This window comes from Pseudomonas sp. ML96, from assembly GCF_000761545.1.
Lineage (GTDB): Bacteria > Pseudomonadota > Gammaproteobacteria > Pseudomonadales > Pseudomonadaceae > Aquipseudomonas.
Map to the genome: position 1 here is coordinate 1 of NZ_JPMY01000045.1, position 20,639 is coordinate 20,639.

Here is a 20,639-nt window from a genome sequence, read left to right on the forward strand (position 1 = left end):
GCGAAAAATCTCGCCAGGCTAGGCGTGGGACGCAGGCAATGGTCATTCCCTTGGCAAGTCCCACAACAACGCATGGCGAGATTTTCCGCGCAACCCGCAGGGACGGGCCTATTTTTGTGCGGGGCGTTGTTACTCGATGGCTCATTTGGAATGCCAAACTTCGCATCTCGCGCCTAGCTCCGCGCAAAAATAGGCGCCGTCGCGGTCGCGGCGAAGCGCTAACAGACCCTAAAATGTCGAACTTTTGCTTCGGGTGATGACCATGGCTCTGATCGGGCGCTTCAATTCTCTGCAGGTGGCCAAGCTGGCCGACTTCGGCCTCTTTCTCGACGGCGGTGCCGACGGCGAGATCCTCCTGCCCAAGCGCTATATCCCCAAGGGCGAGCCCTGCGAGGTGGGCGACTGGCTCAACGTGTTCATCTACCTGGACAGCGAAGACCGCCTGATCGCCACCACCGAGAAGCCCAAGCTGCAGGTCGGCGGCTTCGCCAGCCTCAAGGTGGTGGACATCAACCGCATCGGCCTGTTCTTCGACTGGGGTCTGTCCAAGGACCTGCTGATGCCGCACTCCGAGGAGAAGCGCCCGCTGCAGGTCGGCGATTACTGCGTGGTGCACGCTTACCTCGACCGCAGCCGGCGCATCACCGCCACCGCGCGCCTGGATCGCTACCTGGATAAGACCCCGGCTAATTACCAGGCCGGCCAGGAAGTCGATCTGTTGGTGGTGGAGCAGACCGACCTGGGCTTCAAGGCCATCATCAACGGCCAGCACTGGGGCCTGATCCACAAGAACGAGGTGTTCAAGTTCCTGCGTGGTGGCTCCCAGGAGAAGGGCTACATCAAGGAGCTGCGAGCCGACGGCAAGATCAGCCTGAGTCTGCAGCCGGTCGGCCAGCAGGCCCGTGACGATCTGTCCGAGCAGATCCTCACCGCACTGCGTGACGCCGGCGGCAGCCTGGCGCTGTCCGACAAGAGCTCGCCCGAGGCCATCAGCAAGGTCTTCGGCGTCAGCAAGGGCAACTTCAAGAAGGCCATCGGCGGACTGTTCAAGCAGGGCCTGATCCGCATCCTCGACGACCGTATCGAACTGGTCTGAGGCCGGTTTATCGCTAGAGGAGGCAGGCGCTACGCCTGCCTCGGGCGTGATTACGGCTTGCGCGCCAGCAGCACGGCGCGGGTTGGCGCCGGCAGGCCTTCGATGGTGCGGCTGTGGTCGGCCGGGTCGAGGAATTCCGGCAGCGACTGGAAGCGCATCCAGTCGGTGGCGCGCTGCTCTTCCACGCTGGTGGTGGAGACATCCACGCAGCGCACGTCGACGAAGCCGGCGCGGCGCAGCCACAGCTCCAGCGCCGGCACCGAGGGCAGGAACCAGACGTTGCGCATCTGCGCGTAGCGGTCCTCGGGCACCAGCACCTGCTGGGCGTCACCTTCGACCACCAGGGTTTCCAATACCAGTTCGCCGCCGCGCACCAGCTTGTCCTTGAGGTCGAGCAGGTGGTCGATGGGCGAGCGCCGGTGGTAGAGCACGCCCATGGAGAACACGGTGTCGAAGCCTTCCAGCTTGGCCGGCAGCTCCTCCAGGGCCAGCGGCAGGTGCCAGGCCGAGGCGTCGGGCAGGTAGTTCTTCACGGCGAGGAACTGGTTGAGGAACAGCCAGTTGGGGTCGACGCCGACCACGCTGTCGGCGCCGGCGCCGAGCATACGCCACATGTAGTAGCCGTTGCCGCAACCGACATCGAGGATGCGCTTGCCGGCCAGGTCGAGGTGTGGGGCGACCCGCGTCCATTTCCAGTCCGAGCGCCACTCGGTGTCGACATGCACGCCGAACAGGTCGAACGGCCCCTTGCGCCAGGGGATCAGGCCCTGCAGTGCGGTCTTCAGCGTGTTTTGCGTGGCCTCGTCGCAGCTTGCTTGCAGGCGCAGCTCGCCTTTCAGATCGGCGTGGCTGACCGCGAGCTGCGGCAGCGCCTCCACGGCGGCATACCAGCGCTCTAAGTCGCCGTGGCCGGTAGCCAGCTTGGCATCGAGCTGGCCGGGCAGGCCGGCGGCCCAATCCTGCAGCGGGGTGCCGGCCAGTTGTTGTTGCAGAGCGTCGAGGTCGAGGCGGCGGAAGATCATGGCAGGGCGATCAGCGAGGCGAAGTTGAGGCACTGGAACCACGGCACGACCTTGCTGAAGCCGGCGGCCAGCAGGCGTTCGCGGTGCTGTTCCAGGCTGTCCGGCTTCATCACGTTCTCGATGGCGCTGCGCTTCTGCGCGATTTCCAGCTCGCTGTAGCCATTGGCGCGCTTGAAGGCCAGGTGCAGCTCGCCGAGCAGGGCGTGTTCGTCGGCATTCTCGAAGCGCAGCTTTTCCGAGAGGATCAGCGCGCCGCCCGGTAACAGGGCCTGGTGGATGCGCCCGAGCAGCTCCAGGCGTTGTTCCGGGGCGATGAATTGCAGGGTGAAGTTCAGCGCCACCAGCGAGGCGGGCTGGAAGTCCAGGCTGAGGATGTCGGCCTCGATCACCTCGGCCGGCAGCAGCTCCTGGAACATGGCGTCCTGGGCGTGCAGGTATTCGGAGCAGCGCTCGACCATGGCGTGGGAGTTGTCCACGGCGATCACCCGGCAGTCGTCGGTCTTCACGTGGCGGCGCAGGGCCTGGGTCACGGCGCCGAGCGAGCAGCCCAGGTCATACAGGGCGCTGTGCGGCTGGGCGAACTGCGCGGCCAGCACACCGAGGTTCTCGACGATGGTCGGGTAGCCCGGTACCGAACGCTTGATCATGTCCGGGAAGACCTTGGCCACGTCCTCGTTGAAGACGAAGTCCGGCACCTGGTCCTGGGGCTGGGCGAAGAGGCGGTCGGGCTGCTGTTTCACGGTGATCGGTCCGGGCGGAAAGGCCGGCATTTTAGCCAAGAGCTTGCAGCAACCCAACCGCCATCAGGGCAACTGATCCAGAATGAATTCGCCTCCGCCTTGCAGCGGGCCTAGTGGATTGCGCTTGACCTCGTAGCGGCGAATGTTCGGCTCGCCGTTGCTGACCTTGTGCACCAAGACGTCGTCGACCAAAACGAACACTGCGCGGAAGGTCCAGCCCTTCAGTTCCCGTGTTTTACGGAAGTTGAGCACGTCGGCCCAGAAGCTGCCCACGCGTTGAGTGTCGGTCTTGTTGAACTCGAATGCGTAGCCGATGCAACGATCCTTGGCCTCCAGGCAGCGCAGCATGCCATCCGGCAAGTATTCAATAGGTACGTTGGGCTGGACGAACATCAGACGCAAATCAATGAACGAGAGCATCTTACCGTTGCCCTGGCTCAGCGGGTCGAAGCCCAGAGCGAACAGTTCGGAGCGGGTGGTCGTGCCCGCTTGCGCCTGGGCGTAGCGAATCTCGGTGTCAGTGTAATCGCCGAAGGGAGATGTGACTTCCGCCCGCTGGCTGGGCAGCAGGCTGGTGCAGCCAGGCAGCAAGAGCAGTGAAAGCATCAACAGTGCCCACGAGTTGCCACGCATGGCAGCCTCCTTGAAAGGTCCCCACTCTCTTCATATAGACGATCTGTCGTGCGGCTGCCGTCTCATGGCTGAGACAGAAGGTCGTTGTCGGCGATGGCCGGAAAATCGTGGCTAACCTTGGCGCAGCGGTTACTCTTATTGGACGAGAAGTACAGAGGGATTGCTGGAACATGCGAACGGTGACGCGACTTCAGGCTGGCTTCCTGCTGGCGCTCTTCATGCTCAGCCTCAACCTGCTGCTGCCGTTGATGGGCGGGCGCTGGATGGACGCGACGAGCGCGCTCTACGAGCGTGATGAAGACCTGCTGGAACGCAGCGAACTGCTGCTGTCGGCGCTGGTGGATGGCGAGACCGGCCAGCGCGGCTTCGTCATCAGCGGCCGTGAAGATTTCCTTTCCCCGCTCTACCAGGGCTATGCTGAAGTCGACCAGTTGCTGCAGGAGCTGCAGATTCTCCTGGCCGATGACCCGAAGCTGCTGGGGCAGCTCGAGGCGCTACGGCCGGTGCTGGCTGAGCAGCGCACCTACTTCGACGGTGTCATCGGCCTGCGCCGCGAGCAGGGCATGCAGGCCGCCAGCGAGCTGATCAGCCAGGGCCGCGGCAAGCGGCTGATGGACAGCATCCGCTTGCAGGTCGACCACATGCAGGGTGAGCTCAAGAGCCGCATGACGGTGCTGGAGCAGCGCCGCGAGTGGCAGCAGCAGATCGTCATGGGGCTGCTGGTGCTGATTGCCATCCTCGACCTGGCGGTGATCGCCCTGTTGTTCCACTTCACCTTCCGTACGCTCAGGGAGGGCAAGAAGTCGCGGCAAGCGCTGCAGAGCCTCAGTGAGCAGCTGTCCAGTGGCATGCAGCGCTTGGAGCTGCGCAATCGCGAGATTTCCCTGCTCAGCCGTATGGCCGGGGCGCTGCACTCGATCACCCGTTTCGATGAGTGCTACAGCATCGTCGGGCGCTTCGCCGAGCAGCTGTTCCCGCAGAACACCGGCAGCCTGACCCTCTACCACCCCTCGCGCGATGTGCTCGAAGACGTCGCTCACTGGGGCAACTGGACGCAGGGTTCCGAGCTGTTCGAGCCGCATTCCTGCTGGGCCATTCGCCGCGGGCAGAGTCACCAGGTGGCCGACCCGAGCAAGGACCTGCTGTGCCCGCACCTGGAGGGCACGCCGATGGCCGCGCACAGCTATGTCTGCGTGCCGCTGATGGCCCAGGGCGAGCCTCTTGGCGTGCTGACCCTGGCCGGTGAAAATCCGGCCGATCTCGAACTGGCCGAGGCCTTTGCCGAACAGGTATCGCTGGGTGTTTCCAACCTGTCGCTGCGTGAGAGCCTGCGCCAGCAGTCGTTGGTGGATGCCCTGACCGGCCTGCATAACCGCCGCTTCCTCGACGAGACCCTGCGCCGCGAACTGCTACGGGCCAGCCGCAAACAGTCGGCGGTGGCGGTGGTGCTGCTCGACGTCGACCACTTCAAGCGCTTCAACGACACCTTCGGCCACGAGGCCGGCGACCTGGTGCTGCGCAACCTGGCGTTGGAGATGAAACGCAACGTACGCACCAGCGACCTGGCCTGCCGCTATGGCGGCGAGGAGTTTGCCCTGGTGATGCCGGAGATCAGCCGCGAGGACGCCATCGACCGCTGCGAGGCGCTACGCGTGGCGGTCAGTCGCCTGCAGGTGCGCTATGGCGGTCAGCCGCTGGGGCCGATCAACATCTCGCTGGGCCTGGCCTGGTTCCCCGAGGACGGCAGCGAGATGGATCGTCTGCTGCATGCCGCCGATACCGCGCTGTACCAGGCCAAGCGCACTGGGCGTAACCGCCTGTGCATCTATAGCCGCGAGATGGATGGTGCCGAGGAGGCTCCTTCTTCCTGAACCGTGCGTGACGTCAGCACCACGGCTGAGGCGGCGATGCCGAACTGGCCCAGCCAGTAGCTGAGGATGATGGCGTAGCGTGCGCCTTCGAACGGTGCGACGAAGCGGTTGATGCCGATCAGGCTGTCCGACAGCACGAACAGCGCCGCGCCGCCGGCGGCCAGCCAGGCGGAGCGGCTGGCAACCTGGCCGACGCGGGCCAGGGCGCGCCAGAGCATGGCGCCGATGGCCAGGCTGTACAGCGCCACCGGTAGCAGCAGCGGGCCGAGCCCGGCACTGGCCAGGACGAAGAACATGCCACCGGCCGCCACCGCTGCGATCAGTAGGTCGAGCGGCGCCAGGCGGCGGGTGTCGCCCAGGTAGGCGACGAGATAGGCGAGGTGGGCGAGCAGGAAGGCGCCCAGACCGAAGACGAACAGGTCGGCCGGCCATTCCAGCAGCATGTCGCCCAATAGAGAGAAGGCCAGGCCTATGCCGATCCAGCGCCGATAGGCACCTGCTGGTGCCTGGCGCAGCCAGATCAGCAGGCAGATCACCGGCAGCGGCTTACTCAGCAGGCGCAGCCAGGGCAGTTCGAGTTGGTGGCCGAGCAGGAACAGCACGACGCCGACGAGGGCGATGAGTAGAAGCAATGGGCGCATGGCGAAGCTCTCTTGTTGTTTGCGCCCATTATTGCCATCGCAGCGGCCGAGGCCAGTGCGACGTATGACAGCCGGGGAGGCTTATCGCGTCAGAGATTAGAGCCAGATCTCATCCTGGTGGCCGCCTGCTTTGATCCTCTGAAGCAGTTTCTCGGCTTCTTCGAAATTGCGGCAGGCAAGCAGGAAGCGATTTTTCCCGGTCTTGCGATTCCAGATCGCCGGGCTGCCGGCTTTGGTTGTGATGATCTCGAACTCGCCCAGGTTCTTGGGAAGGCGTACCCGAGCCATCTTGTCAGCGCACGCTGATCTTGCAGTCGATGGTCTTGGCCGGTGCCACTTCTACTTCCCAGGGGCGGCGGTACTGCATCAGCAGGCGGCCTTCACCTGTCTGGTAGGCCTGGTAGCGCCAGCTGGACTGGCCGCCGGCGCCGACCAGGCCGGCGTCTTCCGGCGTCACGTAGACCTCGGGGCCCAGGCTGCGCAGCACGCCGGGGGCGGCGTCGGCCACTACCCAGCGGAAGCCGGTGGTGGGGTTGCTCGGCAGCGTCACGGTCAGGGTCTGGCCGGCGTGCAGCTGCATCGGGCACTTGCCCAGCTGCTTCTCCTCCACGCTGACGCTGGGCTTGGGCTGCGAGCTGCAGGCGGCCAGCAGGGCGAGGCCGCAGGGCAGCAGCAGGCGGTGGGCACGATTCATGGCGGACTCCTGTCGATCGAAAACCTGCACAGCATAGCGGGCGGCCGGATCAGCCGAACAGCACCTTGGCCACGTCGGCGTAGCGTTTGGCGAAGTGCACGGTGATGCCTTCCTTCAGATAGTCCGGCAGCTCGGCGAAGTCGCCACGGTTGGCTTCCGGCAGGATCAGCTCGAACAGCTTCTGCCGGCGCGCCGCGATCACCTTTTCACGCACGCCGCCGATCGGCATCACCTGGCCGGTCAGTGACAGTTCGCCAGTCATCGCCACGCCCTTCTTCGGCGCCTGCTTGCGCGCCAGGGAGAGCAGGGCGCTGGCCATGCTGATGCCGGCGCTGGGGCCGTCCTTGGGCGTGGCACCATCCGGTACATGCAGGTGGACGAAGGCCTGATCAAAGAAGGTCGTATCGCCACCGTATTTCTTCAGGTTGGCGGTGACGTAGCTGTAGGCGATCTCCGCCGACTCCTTCATCACCTCGCCGAGCTGGCCGGTGAGCTTGAAGCCGCGGTTGAGCGTGTGGATGCGCGTGGCTTCGATCGGCAGGGTGGCGCCGCCCATACTGGTCCAGGCCAGGCCGGTAATGATGCCGGTGCCGGAGAGCACCTGCTCGCCGCGGAACAGCGGCATGCCGAGGTAGCCTTCCAGGTCCTTGGGGCCGATCTTCACTGGCGTGCCGGGTTCGTCGAGCAGCTTGACCACTGCCTTGCGCACCAGCTTGCCGAGCTGCTTCTCCAGCTGGCGCACGCCGGCCTCGCGGGCGTATCCCTCGATCACCGCCTTGAGCGCGGCGTCGTTGATGCTCAGCTGGGCTTTCTTCACACCGGCCTTTTCCAGCTGGCGCGGCCACAGGTGGCGCTTGGCGATGGCCAGCTTCTCCTCGGCGATGTAGCCGGACAGGCGGATCACCTCCATGCGGTCGAGCAGCGGCCCGGGGATGGAGTCGAGGGTGTTGGCGGTGCAGACGAACAGCACCTTGGACAGGTCCAGGCGCAGGTCCAGGTAGTGGTCGAGGAACTCGACGTTCTGCTCCGGATCGAGAGTCTCCAGCAGTGCCGAAGCCGGGTCGCCCTGGTAGCTGGCGCCCATCTTGTCGATCTCGTCGAGCATGATCACCGGGTTCATCACCTCGGCTTCCTTGAGCGCCTGCACCAGCTTGCCGGGCATGGCGCCGATGTAGGTGCGGCGGTGGCCCTTGATCTCCGCCTCGTCGCGCATGCCGCCTACGCTGAAGCGGTAGAACGGCCGGCCGAGGGATTCGGCGATGGACTTGCCGATGCTGGTCTTGCCCACGCCGGGTGGTCCGACCAGCAGCACGATGCTGCCGGCGATCTCGCCCTTGAAGGCGCCGACGGCAAGGAACTCGGTGATGCGCGCCTTGATGTCGTCCATCCCGGCGTGGTGCTTGTCCAGCACTTGGCGGGCGTGGCCGAGGTCGAGCTTGTCCTGGCCGAACACGCCCCAGGGCAGGGTGGTGGCCCAGTCCAGGTAGTTGCGCGTTACTGCGTATTCGGGCGAGCCGGTCTCGAGGATGGCCAGCTTGCCCAGCTCCTCGTCGATGCGCTTCTGTGCCTGGGGCGGCAGGGTCTTGCCTTCCAGGCGGGCACGGAATTCATCGGCGTCGGCGCTGCGGTCGTCCTTGGTGATGCCCAGCTCCTGCTGGATCACCTTGAGCTGCTCCTTGAGGAAGAACTCGCGCTGGTGCTCGCCGATCTTGCGGTCGACCTCGGCGGACAGTTCGTTCTGCAGGCGCGCGACCTCCACTTCCTTGCGCAGCAGCGGCAGCACCTTCTCCATGCGACGCAGGATCGGCACGCAGTCCAGCACCTCCTGCAGCACATGGGCCGGGGCGGTGGTCAGGGCGGCGGCGAAGTCGGTCAGCGGCGACGGATCGTTGGGGCTGAAGCGATTCAGGTAGTTCTTCAGCTCCTCGCTGTACAGCGGGTTGAGCGGCAGCAGTTCCTTGATCGCATTGATCAGCGCCATGCCATAGGCCTTGACCTCGTCGCGCTGATCATTGGCACTCGGCGGGTAGTCCACCTCGGCCAGGTAGGGCGGACGATGACGCTTGAGCCAGCCGCGCACCTTGACCCTGCCCAGGCCCTGGGCGACGAACTGCAGCTTGCCGTCGACGCGGCTGGCCTGGTGGATCTTCACCAGGGTACCGTGCTCGGGCAGCGAGTCGGTGTCGAAGTGGCGCGGATCGGTCACCGGCTGGTCGACGTAGAACAGCGCCATGCACTTGTGCTCGGTGTTGGCCACCAGCTCCAGGGTCTCGGCCCAGTGCTCCTCACTGACGATGACCGGCAACACCTGCGCCGGGAAGAAGGGGCGGTTATGGATCGGCAGGACGTACAGCTTGTCCGGCAGGGACTGGCCGGGGAGGGCCAGGCCGGTGGCTTGCGGGGTGGCTTCGGCTTCGATGTAGTCGGAACTGTCGCTCATGACGATCCTTGCACGGCAATCGGTGGTAGGTCGTTAGATGGGGTGACCCTAGCGGCATTTCAACGATTTGCCATGGCGAGTGCAGGTGCAACCTTTTCCCGTTTGTCGGTGGTACTGCCGAAATGAGGTGCAACCCGGTAAAGTGCAACCCTTTCCGGCAGCCGTCTTGCACCATGCTCAACGCCCGTCTCGCTCGCCTCGACGCTCAGGCCCATGCCCACGCTCACGACCATCACCAGTTGGTGATGTCGCTGGCCGGGCGCGCCGAATTTGAGGTCAACGGTTGTGGTGGCGAGGTCTGCCGCATGCGCGCCTGCCTGGTGCCGGGTGATGCCGGGCACGAGTTCGCCGGCATGGGCGACAATCGCATGCTAATCCTCGATCTGGACGAGCAGGACACCTCGCCGGAAGACCTGGAACTGCTCGCCCAGCTGTTCGAGAGCCCGCGCTACCCGGCACTGGATGCCGATTTCCAGAACCTGCTGAGCTATGCCGGAGCCGAACTGGCGCGCTACGGCAGCGACCAGCACCTGGCCCGTGCGCTGGGCGGCGTGTTGTTGCGTGCCCTGCATCTGCGCCTGTTCGGCGAGGGGCGCCGGCAGCAGTTGGCGGGCCTGGATGTAGCGCGCCTGGATGCCTATATCGGCGAGCACCTGGCGCGGCGCATCACGGTGATCGAGCTGGCCCAGGTGGCCTGCCTCAGCCCCAGCCATTTCCACGCCCAGTTCAAGGACAGCCTGGGCCTGACCCCGCACCAGTACCTGCTCAAGACCCGCCTCGACCACGCCGCGCGCCTGCTGCGCGAGAGCCCGCTGCCGCTGGTGCGGATCGCCGAGGAATGCGGCTTCTCCAGCCAGAGCGCGCTGACCACCGCCATGCGTCGCTACATGGGCCTCACGCCGAAGCGTCTGCGCGGGTTGCAGTAAGCCTCAGTCGCCGGTCGCCACCGGGCGTGCCGGATCGGTGATCCACTCGCTCCAGGAGCCCGCGTACAGCGGCGCCAGCGGATAGCCGGCGAGGCTCATGGCGAACAGGTTGTGGCAGGCGGTGACGCCGGAGCCGCAATAGGCCACCAACTCTTCCACAGGACGCGCGCCACGCAGGGTATCGAAGCGTGCGCGCAGCTGTTCGGCCGGCAGGAAGCGCCCGTCGCTGCCCAGATTGTCAGTGAACACCGCGCACTGGGCGCCGGGAATGTGCCCGGCCACCGGGTCCAGCGGCTCTACCTCGCCACGGAAGCGCGGCAGAGCGCGGGCGTCGAGCAGGGTCAGTTCGGCGCGGCCGAGGCGTTGCTGCAGCTGCGCGGCGCTGAGCAGCAGGGCGGCATCCGCCTGGCCCGTGAAGTTGCCGGGCTGGCTGGTGGGCAACTGATCGCTCAGCGGCAGGCCGGCTTCCTTCCACGCCTTGAAGCCGCCATCGAGGATGAACACGCCATCGCGCTTGCCCAGCCAGGCCAGCAGCCACCAGGCACGGGCGGCGAAGGCTCCTGGGCCGTCGTCATACAGCACCACGTCCGAATCATTGTCGATGCCCCAGGCGCGCAGCCGGGCGACCAGCTCATTGGCCTGCGGCAGTGGGTGGCGGCCGGTCACGCCCTTGATCTTGGCCGACGACAGGTCGTGCTCCAGGTCGGCGAAGCGGGCGCCGGGAATATGTCCCTCGGCATAGCTGCGCGTGCCGTGGGTCGGATCGTCGAGGGCGAAGCGGCAATCGAGGATCACCTGGTTGGCCTGATCCAGACGGGTGTGCAGGCGTTCTGCGGTGATCAGCTGGGCGAGGGGCATGGGACCTCCTGTGTCGAATTCATGGCTAGGCGCATCTTAAGGACAGCCACGCATAACCAGAAGCGAACCCGGGCGTCTTTTTCGGCTCATACAGCGGTTCGCCACGAGAGGAAGTCCAATGCTCAGCCTGCAACCTGCCATCGAAAGCGCCAACCTGGCCCGCCGCGTCGGCGTGGTTTTCGGAACCGCGCTGGTCACTCTGTACTTCTGCATCCTGATCCTGCTGCGCGGGGTGTGCGGGCGTTTGCGCCGCGCTGACGTGGATCGCTATACCCGGCGCTGGTCGGGACTGTTGCTGCGCTTGGTGCGGATGAACCTCAGCGTGCATGGCGCGATGCCGGACTTCAACGATGGCCGCCGCTACATCCTGCTCAGCACTCATGCCAGCCACTACGACATCCCCGCCAGCTTCGTCGCCCTGCCGGGCTCGATCCGTATGCTGGCGAAGAAGGAGCTGTTTGGCATACCGGTATTCGGCGCGGCGATCCGCGCGGCCGAGTTTCCCTCGGTGGACCGGCACAACCGCCACCAGGCGGTGAAGGACCTGGAGAAGGCCCGCAGCATGATGGAGAGCGGCATCGTCCTGTGGGCCGCGCCGGAAGGTACGCGCTCGAAGGACGGGCAGCTGCTGCCGTTCAAGAAGGGCTGCTTCCACCTGGCTCTGGATACCAACGCGATCATCGTGCCGATCGCCTTCCGCGGCATCTCCGAGGTGCTGCCGGCACGCACCTGGCGCTTCAACCTGGGCCTGCCGGTACAGCTGCACATCGGCGCGCCGATCGATGCCAGCCGCTATAGCCCGGAGCAACTGCCGGAGCTGATGGCGCAGACCCGCCTGAGCATGCAGGAACTGTTGGGGGCACCCACGCCGAGCGTGGTGCCGGCCCGGCTCGCTGAACAGCCGGTGTGAAACGAAAAAGCCCGCCGAATGGCGGGCTTTTTCATGGGGCCGCTATCAACGGATCTGCAGCTTGCCGATGCGGTCATTGTCCAAGCTACCCAGATACAGATAGTCGCCGACCGGCTTCACCGAAGTGACCATGCGCAGGTGGGTGCCGCTGGTGTCGTGCAGGCTCTGCACGATCTCGCCCTGCTCGTTGAGGGCGATGGCCAGGCCATAGGAGGCTGGCTTCGGCCACAGCGCGCGCGGCAGCTTGGCCAGCTGGGCCTTGAGCCACGGCTGGTTCTGCAGGAAGTCGGCGTCGCTCTTGCGCGGGGTCGGCAGGGCCACCCAGAAGGTGCCGGCGCGGTCGCCCTGCAGGTTGTCCGGCATGCCCGGCAGGTTGTCGGCGAAGATCTCGTGGGTGCCGGCCTTGTCGCCCTTCAGCCAGTAGCGCTGGATGCGGTAGCGGTAGGTCTCGTTGACCAACACGAAATCCTCATGCTGCGACAGGGCCACGCCGTTGCCGAAGTACAGGTCCTTGAGCAGCACCTCGGTCTTGCCGTTGGCCGGATCGAACACCATCAGGCGCCCGTAGGGTCGGCCTTCGAGCAGGTCGAGCAGGTAGTCCGGCTGTTGGAACTTGCTGGAAGCATCGGTGAAGTAGATGCGCCCGTCGCTGGCGATATCCAGGTCGTCGGTGAAGGCGAAGGGCACGCCGTCGGCGGCGGTGGTGAGCACCTCGATCTTGCCGGTCGGGTCGATGCGCAGCAGGCCCTTGTAGGCGTCGGCGACGATCAGGTTGCCCTGGGCGTCGAAGTCCATGCCCAGCGGGCGGCCGCCGGTGGCGGTGAAGGTCTCGACCTTGCCGTCGGTGATGCGGATTACCCGGCCGTCATGCAGGCCGGCGTAGACCCGGCCCTGGGCGTCCACCGCGGTATCTTCCGGGCCGTGGATCTGCCCTTGGCCGAGCAGTTCGGCTTTCATCAGGGTGTCGTTGGGCTCCAGGACGCCGGTCATCTGCGGCGCCTGCTGCGGCTGCCAGGCCAGCGGGTCGATGGGGCTTGGGGTGAGGGCCAGGTAGCTGGCGGCGCCGGCCAGTAGCAGGACCAGCAGACCGAGAAATTTCTTCATTTCTTGTTATTCCCTATGGAAGAAGTGCGCGCAGTGTAGCGTTTCAGGCTGGCGATAGCGCAGCCCCGAGATGCTGGAATAGGTGGTCATAAACCAGGCGTACCCGCGCCGCCACCGGACCGCGCTGGGGGCGGTAGATGAACAGCTCGAAGGGCTCCGGTGCGGTGTCGGGCAGCAGCGCCTGCAGGTGGCCGCTGGCCAGGTGCTGGTCGATCAGGTAGCCCGGCAGCTGGGCGATGCACAGACCGGCAAGGGCGGCGGCGCACTCGCTCTGCTGGTCGTCGGTGGTGAAGGCCGGGTGGCTGGGTACGAACTGCTGCTGACCGGCGAAATACCAGGGCCAGATACGCCCGGTGTTCTGGTCGACCAGTGCGGACAGTGGCAGGTTCTGCAGGGCCTGCAGGTTGTCCGGCACGCCGTGGCGTTGCAGCAGGGCAGGGGCAGCCACCACCTGCAGGTGGATCGGCGCGATGACCCGGGCGATATAGCTGCGGTCGCGGACGGAGCCGATGCGCACGCCGATATCGATGCGCTCGTCCACCGTGTCGGCGATCAGCTCGCTCAGGCGCAGGTCCAGCTCGATCTGTGGATGTTCGCGCAGCAGCGGGGCCAACAGCGGTATCAGGATGTCGCGGCCGATCGAGTGCGGTGCGGTGATGCGCACCGTGCCGGCCAGGTCCTGGCGCTGCTCACGGCTGTGGCGCTGGAACAGCTGGTCGACGCCGCCGAGCGCCGGGCGCGCCTCGGCGGCCAGGCGTTCACCGAAGGCGGTGATGCGCACCTGGCGGGTACTGCGGTGAAACAGCTGCTCGCCGAACTGGCTTTCCAGATCCTGCACCGCGCGGGTCACGGCTTGCGGCGAGATGCCCAGGCGGCTGGCTGCCTCGCGGAAGCTGGCGGATTCGGCAGCGCAGCAGAAGATGCGCAACAACTCCATGCGGTTGAGCATGGTGGCTCCTTTGTTCCTATTTTTGGAATTCCTAAATCCTATCTATTCCATTCTCTTCACTAAAGCGCTTTTCCATACTCGCCGCCACGCAGAAGCCTTCTGCCCATTGCGAACCTGAATCGGGAGTGCCGAACATGAGCAACAACATCAGCGACAAAGTGGTAGTGATCACTGGCGCCAGCAGCGGCCTGGGCGAAAGCACTGCTCGCCACCTGGCCGCCCGCGGCGCCAAAGTAGTACTGGCAGCGCGCCGCACCGAGCGCCTGGAAAACATCGTTGCGGAAATCCGTGCGGCCGGGGGCAATGCCATCGCCGTGACTACCGACGTGACCGTGCAGCAGCAGGTCCAGGCCCTGGCCGACGCGGCCATCGCCGAGTTCGGCCGCATCGACGTGATGGTCAACAACTCGGGCCTGATGGCCATTGCACCGATGGAGCAGGGCCGCACCGACGAGTGGGACCGCATGATCGACATCAACATCAAGGGCGTGCTCTATGGCATCGCCGCCGTGCTGCCGCAGATGCAGAAGCAGGCCAGCGGGCAGATCATCAACATCGCCTCGGTGGCCGGGATCAAGGTGTTCTCGCCGGGCGGCACCGTCTACAGCGGCACCAAGTTCGCCGTGCGGGCGATCAGCGAGGGCCTGCGCCATGAAGTCGGCGGCAGCATCCGCGTCACCGTGATCTCTCCCGGCGCGGTGGATTCCGAGCTCAAGCACGGCAGCTCCGACGAGGCCTCGTCGCGCAACGTCAACGAGTTCTACCAACAGGCCATCCCGGCCGACTCGGTGGCCCGCGCCATCGCCTACGCCATCGAGCAGCCGGCGGACGTGGACATCAGCGAAGTGGTACTGCGTCCGACCCAGCAGGAGTTCTGATGGGCGGCGAGCGACCGGGCCTGCTCCGGTCGCTCGAATGCCCGGCCGGCGTGCCGGGCATATATACTGCGCGGCACTATCAAAGGAGTGCCGCGTGGCCATCGATATTCAATGGATCCTCGACGACGCCAGTCTGGCGCGTCATTGCGCCGAGTGGCGGCAGTTGCCCTACGTCGCCCTCGATACCGAATTCATGCGGGTCGACACCTTCTACCCCATCGCCGGCCTGCTGCAGGTGGGTGACGGCACGCGTGCCTACCTGATCGATCCGCTCGAGGTGAAGGACTGGGCGCCGTTCGCCGAACTGCTGGAAGACCGCGCCGTGACCAAGGTGCTGCACTCCTGCAGCGAGGACCTGGAAGTCTTCCTGCGCCTGACCGGCAGTTTGCCCGCGCCGCTGTTCGATACCCAGCTGGCCGGTGGCTACCTCAATATCGGCTTCTCCATGGGCTATTCGCGCCTGGTGCAGGAAGTGCTCGGCATCGAGCTGCCCAAGGGCGAGACCCGTTCCGACTGGCTGCAGCGCCCGCTGTCGGAGACCCAGGTCAGCTACGCCGCCGAGGATGCCGTGCACCTGGCCGAGCTGTACCAGGCGCTGCTGCCCAAGCTGTCGGCGGACAAGCTGGCCTGGATTGTCGAAGACGGTGCCGAACTGGTCAGCAACCTGCGCCGCGAAATCGACCCGGACGAGGCCTATCAGGACGCCAAGCTGGGCTGGAAGCTGTCGCGGCAGCAACTCGCCGTGCTGCGCGTGCTCTGCTCCTGGCGCGAACGTCAGGCACGGGCGCGCAACCAGCCGCGCAACCGCATCCTGCGTGAACACTCGCTGTGGCCGCTGGCGCGTTTCCAGCCGGATAACACCGTGGCCCTGGCGCGCATCGAAGACATGCACCCGCGCACCGTGCGCCAGGATGGCGAGACCATCCTGCGCCTGATCCGCGAGGCCGCCGCCTTGCCGCCCGAGCAGTGGCCCGAGCCGCTACCAGCGCCCTTGCCGATCGAGGCCGGTGCGCTGATCAAGCAGCTGCGTGCCGTGGGCCAGCGCGAGGCCGAGCGCCTGCAGATGGCGCCCGAGCTGATGCTGCGCAAGAAATCCCTCGAAGCCCTGCTCAAGAGCGGCTTCCCCGACGGCCCATGGACGCTGCCGGACAACCTGCGCGGATGGCGCCGAGAACTGATGGGCCAGGCCCTGCTGGACGAACTGCAATGAAGAAGATCTGCTCCATCTACAAGAGCCCGCGCAAGAACGAGATGTACCTCTACGTGCTCAAGGCCGATGCCCTCAAACGCGTGCCTGAGGGCCTGCTGGCCGCCTTCGGCGCGCCGCAGCTGTGCTTCGAGATGATCCTAACCCCGGAGAAGAAGCTGGCCCGCGAGGACATCGTCCAGGTGCTGGAGAACCTCGACAAGCAGGGTTATCACCTGCAGATGCCGCCGCCCGAGGACGACTACATCGAGCACCTGCCGGAAGAACTGCTGCGTCGCAACGACCCGGTCTGATGCGCATCTTCCTGCTGGAGCACGACCGCGAGCGCTATGCGCAGCTGTTGCCCGGACTCGAACTGTGCACCGACCCTGCGCAGGCGGCGAGCTGCCCGGTCTGGCTGGCCGAACCGGACCTGGCCGCGCCCCTGCTGCGCCAGGGCGTGCGCCCCGAATGGCTGCAGTCCACTTGGGCCGGCATCACGCCGCTGCTGGCGGACGACCTGCCACGCGATTACCGCCTGAGTCGGGCCGTCGGCATCTTCGGCCAACCGATGGCCGAATTCGTGCTGACTTACCTGCTGGCCCAGCGCCGCCGCCTGCTGGCGCGCCTGGCTAGCCAAGTCGAGCAGCGCTGGGACAACCAGCCGCCGCCCAGTCTGCGTGGCTGCAAGGTGCTGGTCGTCGGTGCTGGTGATATCGGCAGTGACATTGCCCGCCTGCTGGCGCCGTTCGGCGTGGAGCTGCGCGGCATCGCCCGCCAGCCGCGGCCGATTGCCCATTTTTCCGAGGTGCATGGCCTGGAGACGCTGGCCGAGCAGGCGGCCTGGGCCGATTGCCTGGTCAACGTGCTGCCCAACACCCCGACGACTCAGGACCTGTATGACGCAGCGCTGTTCGCGCGCATGCGCTCCGATGCGCTGTTCATCAACTGCGGGCGTGGGGTGGCGGTGGTCGAGGCCGATCTGATCGAGGCACTGCGCGCCGGGCATCTGGCCGCTGCAGTGATCGACGTGTGTCGCGAGGAGCCGCTGCCGCCGGGGCATCCGTTCTGGGATGCGCCGCGCCTGCTGCTCACCGGGCACAGCTCGGCACCCACCGATCCGGCGCTGATGGCCGAGCTGTTCCAGGACAACCTGCAGCGCTATCGCGATGGCCAGGCCTTACGCGGCGAGGTGGACTTCGCCCGCGGCTACTGACGGGCAGCCCTTGGCCGCGGATGCGTCTGCGGCTAGACTGCCGCGCCTTTACCCGCTGTACTCTCGATCATGGCCGCCCTCGTTCAACCCTTCTGGAAACGCAAGACACTCGCCCAACTCGACCAGGACGAGTGGGAGTCGCTGTGCGACGGCTGCGGCCTGTGCTGCCTGCAGAAGCTGGAAGACGAGGACGACGGCAGCGTCTACTACACGCGCATCGCCTGCAAATTGCTGGACCTGAAGACCTGCCGCTGCAGCGACTACAGCAACCGTCGCGCGCAGGTGCCGGACTGCGTCCAACTCACCCCGGCGCAGGCCGACGAATTCAAGTGGCTGCCGCCGACCTGCGCCTACCGCCTGGTCAGCGAGGGCAAGGACCTGCCGCTCTGGCATCATCTGGTCTGCGGCGACCGCGATGCCGTGCACCACGAACGCATTTCCCAGTCCGGGCGCATGCTCGCCGAAGGCAGCGTGGCCGAGGAGGACTGGGAGGATCACCTGATCTTCCGCGCCGGTTGAGCGTTTGCCCCTCGGCGCGTGTCCAACCCGATTCATAGCCATCTGCATGGAGCTTTTCGATGCCTGCCCGCAAGCTGCTGACCGCGACCCTTCTGCTTGGCCTGAGCTCGCCGCTGTGGGCGGCCAAGCGTGTCGATCTGGATTACCTCGTACGCTTCGTCCCCGGCGATGACCAGGCCGAAGTCAGCCTGACCCTGGAAAAGGGCGAGGTGGTGCGCAGTTTCGACTTCAACCTCGGCGACAAGGGCTACTACAGCGACTTCAAGACCGATGGCAACTGGGAGGCGAGCGGCGAGCAGCGCGGCACCTGGAAGCCGGCCAAGGGCAAGAGCACCCTGAGCTACAAGGTGCGCATCAACCATCCGCGCGACAACGGCAAGTTCGACGCGCGCATGACCGAGGACTGGGCCCTGCTGCGCGGCGACGACCTGGTGCCCAGCGCGCGTCTGGACAAGGACGAGAAGGTCGAGCTGGTCGCCCGCCTGCAGTTCGAGCTGCCGCAGGGCTGGAAGAGCGTAGAGACCGGCTGGCCGCGCGTGGACAAGAACAAGTTCCGCATCGACAACCCGTCGCGCCAATTCGACCGCCCCACCGGCTGGATGCTCGCCGGCAAGCTCGGCAGCCGTCGCGCCCAGCTCGGTGACACCGACGTCACCGTATCGGCTCCGGTGGGCGAGGGCATGCGTCGCATGGACATCCTCACCCTGCTGACCTTCATCTGGCCCGAGGCCCAGGCGGTGTTCCCGCGCGACCCGGCCAAGCTGCTCATCGTCGGCGCCGGCGACCCCATGTGGCGCGGGGGCCTGTCGGCGCCCAACTCGATCTTCTTCCACTCCGACCGCCCGCTGGTCAGCGAGAACGGCACCAGCTCGCTGGTGCACGAGCTGGTCCACGTATTCAGCCGCATCCGCGACACCGACAAGAGCGACTGGATCAGCGAAGGCCTGGCCGAGTACTACGCCATCGAACTGATGCGCCGTGCCGGCGGCATGAGCGAGGACCGCTACCAGGCCATCCGCAAGAAGCTGGTGAACTGGAGCAAGAAGGTCGGCAGCCTGCGCACCGAGAACTCCACCGGCCCGGTGACGGCGCGTGCGGTGCTGCTGTTGCAGGAGCTGGATCGCGAGATCCGCAAGAACACCGACAACCAGCGCTCGCTGGACGACGTCACCCGCGGCCTGATGCGCCTGGACAAGGCCAGCACTAAGGACTTCATCGAGATCAGCGAGAACGTCATGGGGCGCGGATCGGAAGTGCTCGACAGCAAACTGCTGCGTTGAATGGTGGCGCCTTGACAGGCGCCCTTCATTTAATTTCAAATGACATGCATTCTCATTTGGTGCTTGTCATCTCCTGAACCCGTACGGTCAGGCCTGCACCTGCCGTCGGAGTATTTGTGCGGGTATCGCGGGTCTTAAAGTTGTTGGAGCGCTGCGGTGGATGATCCGATCCGCCGTGGCATTTCCACGGCCTATTCCTCCTTCCATGGCGAGCTGGTGAAGTTCTTCGGCAAGCGCCTGGACAACACCAGCGATGCTGCCGACCTGGCGCAGGACGCCTTCACCCAGTGGCTCGATCGCGGCCGCGACAGCGATGTCCGCCAGCCACGTGCCTTTCTCTTCCAGATCGCCCGTAATCTGTTACGTGACCACTGGCGTCGCCAGCGTAGCCGCCCCCTGTCCGTCGAGTCGGAGAGCGAGTCGATGATCGAGCTGAAAGCCCCCGGCGGCCCTCAGGAGGTGGTAGAGCAACAACAGCGATTGCATTTGCTGGCTCAGGCACTGGATGATCTGCCGCCACGCCGGCGCGAGGCTTTCGTGCTGCACCGCTTCGATGGCCTTTCCCAGGCCGAAGTGGCGCAGCAGATGGGCATTTCGCTGAGCATGGTGGAGAAGCATGTGGCCAGTGCCTTGCTGCATTGCAAGCGGAGGCTGGATGCCGAGATGGTGGCGGGGGGAGAGGAACGATGAGCATGGATTCCAAGTGGCTGGCCGAGGAGCAGGCCGCCCAGTGGCTCAGTCGGCGTTCCAGTGCGTGTTTCTCGGCTGCAGATGAACAGCAGTTTCAGGACTGGCTGGGTGCCGCTGCACAAAACTCAGAGGCTTTCGCAGCGCTACAGCAAATCTGGGCCGACTTCAGCCAGGTACCGCGCCCCGTGCTGGCACCAGTGCGCGCCGCGCCACCTCGTCGCCACTGGCTGCGCCATGCTGCCGCGGCCGCCTGTATCGTCGCCGGGCTGCTGTTCGTGCAGAGCGATTTTTCGCCGCAGGTGGCGACAGAGCAAAGCTTCTCGAGCAGCCCGCAGGCCGTAAGTGAGGTCGAACTGGCGGATGGCAGTCGGGTCATGCTCAATCTCGATTCACGTATCCAGGTGCGCTATTTCGAAGACCGCCGCGAGGTCGTGTTGGAGCAGGGTGCGGCCTTCTTCTCGGTAGCTCACGATGCCAGCCGCCCATTCACGGTGCATGCGCGCGATAGCCGGGTACAGGTGCTGGGCACGCGTTTCAGCGTGCTCAAGGGCGATGAGCACCTGGCCGTGGCGGTGGAGCAGGGGCGCGTGCGCTTCTCGGCCAGACCAGGAGAGGGTGGAGAGGCGACACTGACGGCCGGCGACGCAGCCGATCTGAACTATGCCAGTGCTGAGCTCGAGCGCTCGCGACAGACGCCGGCGGAGATAGCCAGCTGGCGCAGCGGGCAGCTGATCTTCCGCAATCGCCCGCTGGGACAACTGGCGGATGAGCTGTCGCACTATCGTCAGGCGCCGGTACGTCTCGCCGACCCAGCTCTGGCACAGCTACGTGTCTCCGGCAGCCTCGATATCCATCGCCCCGATGCCTTCCTTGATGCGCTGCCGCACCTGCTGGCGGTACGTGTGGAGCGACTGGCGGATGGTCAGGCGCTGATTCATACAGCTACTAAATAAAAATATTTTTCATTTGCAGGTGTGGGTGTTTCT

The 20,639-nt window shown here is 65.6% G+C and carries 22 protein-coding genes; 13 read left to right on the forward strand and 9 right to left on the reverse strand.

Annotated elements, in window-relative coordinates; genetic code table 11:
• Positions 1 to 262: 262 nt before the first annotated feature.
• A complete protein-coding gene (locus IP89_RS20625) occupies positions 263 to 1,096 on the forward strand; it encodes a S1 RNA-binding domain-containing protein (protein WP_043311871.1) in 834 nt (277 codons plus the stop codon).
• 50 nt (positions 1,097 to 1,146) lie between these two features.
• Here IP89_RS20625 and cmoB read toward each other — a convergent pair whose 3' ends face one another.
• Genes cmoB through IP89_RS20640 form a run of 3 tightly spaced genes read right to left on the reverse strand, consistent with a single transcriptional unit; the run spans position 1,147 to position 3,491 of the window.
• The gene (gene cmoB, locus IP89_RS20630; RefSeq protein WP_043311622.1) at positions 1,147 to 2,118 is read right to left on the reverse strand and encodes a tRNA 5-methoxyuridine(34)/uridine 5-oxyacetic acid(34) synthase CmoB; all 972 of its coding nucleotides are present in this window, start codon (positions 2,116 to 2,118) and stop codon (positions 1,147 to 1,149) included.
• A complete protein-coding gene (gene cmoA, locus IP89_RS20635) occupies positions 2,115 to 2,888 on the reverse strand; it encodes a carboxy-S-adenosyl-L-methionine synthase CmoA (RefSeq protein WP_052081166.1) in 774 nt (257 codons plus the stop codon). Before cmoA ends, cmoB begins: the two co-directional genes overlap by 4 nt.
• A gap of 33 nt (positions 2,889 to 2,921) precedes the next feature.
• Complete coding sequence (locus tag IP89_RS20640; RefSeq protein WP_043311623.1) at positions 2,922 to 3,491, reverse strand: hypothetical protein; 570 nt, start codon at positions 3,489 to 3,491, stop codon at positions 2,922 to 2,924.
• A gap of 179 nt (positions 3,492 to 3,670) precedes the next feature.
• Here IP89_RS20640 and IP89_RS20645 point away from each other — a divergent pair, with 179 nt between their 5' ends.
• Positions 3,671 to 5,362 carry a diguanylate cyclase gene (locus tag IP89_RS20645; RefSeq protein WP_052081167.1) on the forward strand — a complete coding sequence of 564 codons (1,692 nt, stop codon included), beginning with the start codon at positions 3,671 to 3,673 and terminating at the stop codon, positions 5,360 to 5,362.
• Here IP89_RS20645 and IP89_RS20650 read toward each other — a convergent pair.
• Entirely contained in the window at positions 5,317 to 6,003 is a 687-nt protein-coding gene (locus IP89_RS20650) for a lysoplasmalogenase (protein WP_052081168.1), read from the reverse strand. The genes IP89_RS20645 and IP89_RS20650 overlap by 46 nt on opposite strands.
• 12 nt (positions 6,004 to 6,015) lie before the next feature.
• On the opposite strand from IP89_RS20650, the gene IP89_RS23465 reads away from it, so the two are divergent.
• The gene (locus IP89_RS23465; RefSeq protein WP_156115101.1) at positions 6,016 to 6,309 is read left to right on the forward strand and encodes a hypothetical protein; all 294 of its coding nucleotides are present in this window, start codon (positions 6,016 to 6,018) and stop codon (positions 6,307 to 6,309) included.
• Here the strand turns inward: IP89_RS23465 and IP89_RS20660 are convergent.
• Positions 6,296 to 6,697, reverse strand: a complete 402-nt coding sequence (locus tag IP89_RS20660; protein ID WP_043311625.1) for a protease inhibitor I42 family protein — start codon at positions 6,695 to 6,697, stop codon at positions 6,296 to 6,298. The two genes, IP89_RS23465 and IP89_RS20660, sit on opposite strands and share 14 nt — an antisense overlap.
• A 49-nt stretch (positions 6,698 to 6,746) precedes the next feature.
• Positions 6,747 to 9,137, reverse strand: a complete 2,391-nt coding sequence (gene lon, locus IP89_RS20665) for an endopeptidase La (RefSeq protein ID WP_043311626.1) — start codon at positions 9,135 to 9,137, stop codon at positions 6,747 to 6,749.
• A 173-nt stretch (positions 9,138 to 9,310) separates the two neighbouring features.
• Between lon and IP89_RS20670 the strand changes: the two genes are divergently transcribed.
• On the forward strand, positions 9,311 to 10,063 hold the full coding sequence (locus IP89_RS20670; RefSeq protein WP_043311627.1) for an AraC family transcriptional regulator: 753 nt from the start codon (positions 9,311 to 9,313) through the stop codon (positions 10,061 to 10,063).
• Positions 10,064 to 10,066: 3 nt separating this feature from the next.
• Here IP89_RS20670 and IP89_RS20675 read toward each other — a convergent pair whose 3' ends face one another.
• The gene (locus IP89_RS20675; protein WP_043311628.1) at positions 10,067 to 10,921 is read right to left on the reverse strand and encodes a sulfurtransferase; all 855 of its coding nucleotides are present in this window, start codon (positions 10,919 to 10,921) and stop codon (positions 10,067 to 10,069) included.
• A 118-nt stretch (positions 10,922 to 11,039) separates the two neighbouring features.
• Between IP89_RS20675 and IP89_RS20680 the strand changes: the two genes are divergently transcribed.
• On the forward strand, positions 11,040 to 11,831 hold the full coding sequence (locus tag IP89_RS20680) for a 1-acyl-sn-glycerol-3-phosphate acyltransferase (RefSeq protein ID WP_043311629.1): 792 nt from the start codon (positions 11,040 to 11,042) through the stop codon (positions 11,829 to 11,831).
• 45 nt (positions 11,832 to 11,876) lie between these two features.
• On the opposite strand, the gene IP89_RS20685 is transcribed toward IP89_RS20680, so the two are convergent.
• Positions 11,877 to 12,935: an SMP-30/gluconolactonase/LRE family protein gene (locus IP89_RS20685; RefSeq protein WP_043311630.1), complete on the reverse strand. Its 1,059-nt coding sequence runs from the start codon at positions 12,933 to 12,935 to the stop codon at positions 11,877 to 11,879.
• A 43-nt stretch (positions 12,936 to 12,978) separates the two neighbouring features.
• Positions 12,979 to 13,884, reverse strand: coding sequence for a LysR family transcriptional regulator (locus tag IP89_RS20690; RefSeq protein WP_043311631.1), 906 nt, complete (start codon positions 13,882 to 13,884; stop codon positions 12,979 to 12,981).
• A gap of 134 nt (positions 13,885 to 14,018) precedes the next feature.
• On the opposite strand from IP89_RS20690, the gene IP89_RS20695 reads away from it, so the two are divergent.
• The 8 genes from IP89_RS20695 (at position 14,019) to IP89_RS20730 (ending at position 20,606) form a co-directional block, all read left to right on the forward strand.
• Positions 14,019 to 14,762 carry an SDR family oxidoreductase gene (locus IP89_RS20695; RefSeq protein WP_043311632.1) on the forward strand — a complete coding sequence of 248 codons (744 nt, stop codon included), beginning with the start codon at positions 14,019 to 14,021 and terminating at the stop codon, positions 14,760 to 14,762.
• A 94-nt stretch (positions 14,763 to 14,856) separates the two neighbouring features.
• Entirely contained in the window at positions 14,857 to 15,972 is a 1,116-nt protein-coding gene (gene rnd, locus IP89_RS20700; protein ID WP_043311633.1) for a ribonuclease D, read from the forward strand.
• Positions 15,969 to 16,262, forward strand: a complete 294-nt coding sequence (locus tag IP89_RS20705; RefSeq protein WP_043311634.1) for a YcgL domain-containing protein — start codon at positions 15,969 to 15,971, stop codon at positions 16,260 to 16,262. The genes rnd and IP89_RS20705 overlap by 4 nt, the downstream gene beginning before the upstream one ends.
• Entirely contained in the window at positions 16,262 to 17,164 is a 903-nt protein-coding gene (locus tag IP89_RS20710; protein ID WP_043311635.1) for a D-2-hydroxyacid dehydrogenase, read from the forward strand. The genes IP89_RS20705 and IP89_RS20710 overlap by 1 nt, the downstream gene beginning before the upstream one ends.
• Positions 17,165 to 17,233: 69 nt before the next feature.
• Positions 17,234 to 17,683: a YcgN family cysteine cluster protein gene (locus tag IP89_RS20715; RefSeq protein ID WP_043311636.1), complete on the forward strand. Its 450-nt coding sequence runs from the start codon at positions 17,234 to 17,236 to the stop codon at positions 17,681 to 17,683.
• Between the two features lie 59 nt (positions 17,684 to 17,742).
• Positions 17,743 to 18,963, forward strand: coding sequence for a hypothetical protein (locus IP89_RS20720; protein WP_043311637.1), 1,221 nt, complete (start codon positions 17,743 to 17,745; stop codon positions 18,961 to 18,963).
• 156 nt (positions 18,964 to 19,119) lie between these two features.
• Entirely contained in the window at positions 19,120 to 19,653 is a 534-nt protein-coding gene (locus tag IP89_RS20725; RefSeq protein ID WP_043311638.1) for an RNA polymerase sigma factor, read from the forward strand.
• A 2-nt stretch (positions 19,654 to 19,655) separates the two neighbouring features.
• A complete protein-coding gene (locus tag IP89_RS20730) occupies positions 19,656 to 20,606 on the forward strand; it encodes a FecR family protein (protein WP_052081169.1) in 951 nt (316 codons plus the stop codon).
• Positions 20,607 to 20,639 lie beyond the last annotated feature (33 nt).